Annotated in this window: 2 protein-coding genes and 1 pseudogene; 2 read left to right on the forward strand and 1 reads right to left on the reverse strand. The window is 33.1% G+C overall.

Annotated features, from left to right (window positions below; all coding sequences use genetic code 11):
• The first annotated feature begins 562 nt into the window (after window positions 1-562).
• Both EZH24_RS09030 and EZH24_RS09035 read left to right on the forward strand, forming a co-directional pair.
• Entirely contained in the window at window positions 563-1,852 is a 1,290-nt protein-coding gene (locus EZH24_RS09030) for an O-acetylhomoserine aminocarboxypropyltransferase/cysteine synthase family protein (protein WP_137998832.1), read from the forward strand.
• Between the two features lie 183 nt (window positions 1,853-2,035).
• The gene (locus EZH24_RS09035; protein WP_137998833.1) at window positions 2,036-2,773 is read left to right on the forward strand and encodes a cyclase family protein; all 738 of its coding nucleotides are present in this window, start codon (window positions 2,036-2,038) and stop codon (window positions 2,771-2,773) included.
• A gap of 78 nt (window positions 2,774-2,851) precedes the next feature.
• Here the strand turns inward: EZH24_RS09035 and EZH24_RS09040 are convergent.
• A pseudogene (locus tag EZH24_RS09040) lies at window positions 2,852-3,246 on the reverse strand (alpha-glucan phosphorylase); the annotation flags it as partial.

Genomic DNA, 3,246 nt, shown 5'->3' on the forward strand with positions numbered 1-3,246 from the left:
AAAGCAACTCCGCAAACGAAACCGTTTCTTTCAAATTTATAAGCCGCTCTTATTCCGTTTACATTCCAAGATATTATTTTTAAATTATTCATTAAAAGTTTTCCTAATTTTTATTTTTAAATTAAATTAAAATCAATAAAGCAATTTATAAATTATAATTCATTAAGTATAATAATACAACCTCCTAATAAAAATTCTATTATAATTTATATCTAACAATTATTTTTTATTAAAATAAACTATTGACATTTTTTAAATAAAATGTATAACTTATTCCAATTAAATTAAAAATTAATTAATAAACAATAATTAATACAAAATAAAAAATGCAGGAGGAAGAAATTTTATGAGTTCGTTCATATCGTTAAATTTATTAAATAACGCTTCCTGTGTATTTTCATTTTCTCTTTCAATGATGATGCGCGTTTGTGCGCGCTAATATCTCTATTTAAAAAAATATATATCAAATTCAAATGCTTTTAGGTTTAGGCGAGATTTTAATTTAAATCTCATAAGGTTATTAATTTTAATATTTTTATTTTATTTTTAAGGAGAAAATACAATGGCAAATTTACCAAATAACAATTTCACGCCAAATACTTTATCGCTTCATGCGGGATACGATTACGATAGTCAGAGAACTTTAAGCGTTCCAATCTATCAAAGCACGGCTTATAGTTTTGAAAACGCCAATCAGGCGGCGGCTCGTTTCGGTTTAGCGGAGCTTGGAAATATTTATTCGAGGCTCACAAATCCTACCGTAGATATGCTTGCAAAAAGACTTGCTGCAGTCGAAGGAGGCGCTTTCGGAGTGGCTACTGCAAGCGGAAGTTCTGCCTTATTCTATTCATTAGTCAATCTTTCTCAAAACGGAGACAATATAGCCTATTCAAATAAAATTTACGGAGGCAGTCAAACTTTGCTCGTTCATGTTTTGAAAAGATTCGGAATAGAGGGAAGAGTTTTCGATATAGACGATTTAAGCACTCTCGAAAAAATCATTGACGATAAAACGAAGGCGATATTTTTTGAAAGTCTTTCAAATCCTCAAATAGCGATTGCAGATGTAAAAACCATAACGGATATAGCGAAAAAACATAAGATAGCGACAATTTGCGACAATACGGTTGCGACTCCTATTTTATATCGTCCTTTCGATTTCGGAGTGGATATTTCGGTTCACAGTTTGACTAAATATATAAACGGACATGGAAGCGGACTCGGAGGAGCGGTTATTGAAAGGGAAGGATTAAACGAGCTTATAAAAGGCAATTCTCGTTATCCAGCTTTCAATACTCCAGACGAAAGTTATCATGGTTTGATTTACGCTAATCTTCCACTTCCAATTTTTAGCATAAGGATAATAACCGAATGGCTTAGAAACCTCGGAGCTACTTTAAGCCCTCAAAACGCTTGGATTCATATTCAAGGTTTGGAAACTTTGGAATTAAGAATTCAAAAACATAGCGACAGCGCTTTGGAGATAGCGAAGTTTTTGGAATCTCATAAAAAAGTTAAAGAAGTAAGCTACCCTGGTTTGGAATCGAGTCCTTATCATAGCCTTCTAAAAAAATATTTCAAAGACGGAAGAGCGAGCGGACTTTTAAGTTTCGAGGCTCAAAGTTACGAAGAGGCTAAAAAAATATGCGACAGTTTGACTCTATATTCGATAACGGCAAATATAGGCGATTCAAAATCTCTCGTTATTCATCCCGCTTCGACTACTCACTCTCAATTAAGTGAGGCTGAGTTGAAATCTGCGGGAATAACGCCAAATACGGTTCGTTTGAGTATAGGTTTGGAGACTGTTTCCGATTTGATAGCCGATTTGCAGAAAGCTATTGAAAAGTAGAGAAGAGATATTTAAAAATTAGCCATCGCTATGACTAAAGTCAGCAGAGCGAGGCGCACAGCGTGTGCGAGTTAACTTCATTGAAGTCGAGGCAATCTATTTTATTAGGATTGCTTCGACATTTTCAATGTTTCGCAATGACGATTTATAATTAAATTTTATTAAATAAAAGGAGAAAAAATTATGAGCGATATTATAAAAGCTTTAGAAACTTTAAAAGAAAATAAATGGATAGATTTAACTCACAATGTTAATCCTTCTATTCCAAAATTTGGAGCTTTCCCAGAATTAAATATTGAAACGCCTTATACGATTGAAAAAGACGGTTTTTTTGTTAATAAAGTTTCTTTCGTCACTCAATACGGAACGCATATTGACGCTCCGATTCATTTTAGCGAAAATAAAAGAACTTTAGAACAATTAGAATTAAAAGAATTAGTTTTGCCTCTATTCGTTATAAATAAAGAAAAAGAGGTTGAAAATAATCCAGATTTTATTTTAACCGCAAAAGATGTTTTAGAATGGGAGAAAGAAAACGGAAAAATAGAAAAAGATTCTTTTGTCGCATTCGCAAGCGGTTGGAGTAAAAGATGGGGAAAATCCGATTTCTATAATAAAGATTCAAACGGAGCGGCGCATACTCCTGGTTGGAGTATAGAGGCTTTGGATTTGATTTTAAATGAAAGAGAAGCTTTAGCCGTAGGACATGAAACTTTAGATACGGACGCAAGTATAGACGCCGCGAAAAATAATTTTCTTTTAAGCGAAAAATTTGTTTTGGATACTAATAAATATCAAGTCGAAGTTTTGAATAATCTTCATCTTCTTCCTGCAAAAGGCGGAATTATTTTTATAGGCGTTCCTAAATTTGATAAGCTTCCTGGTTTTCCCGCGAGAGCTTTTGCAATAGTGCCTAATTAATAAAAAATTTAACGGCATAAAAAAGGCTTGACTTTAATTAACCAAGCCTTTTTGTTAAATTATATTTAGGATTTTATCTTAACTCCATATTATCATCTTCATGTCGAATTTATAACTCAAATTCTTATGATAGGGATACATTCTAATAGCATATCCGCTTTGTCCCGTATGGACGCATTCCAAAGAACCGATAAAAGAATGTCTGCCATTGCCCAAATCGGAAGAATGTTTCATTTCCACTATCGTTGGCTCGATAATATCTCCTTTCATACTCAATTTGCCGTGATAGAGTTCCACTTTAACGGAATCGGGAGATATATTTCCCAAATTGACTATGGTTTTTATTTCAAATTTGTTTCCGACTTGCAAATTCCTCGAAGGCATTTCCGACATAGTATTTTCAAAAGAAACTTTATTCCATTTTGAATATATGCCGTTCTTTTCCACTTTCAAATCTTCATGCTCGGAATGTT

Origin of the sequence: Brachyspira catarrhinii, from assembly GCF_005518285.1 — a bacterium.
GTDB classification, from domain to species: domain Bacteria; phylum Spirochaetota; class Brachyspiria; order Brachyspirales; family Brachyspiraceae; genus Brachyspira; species Brachyspira catarrhinii.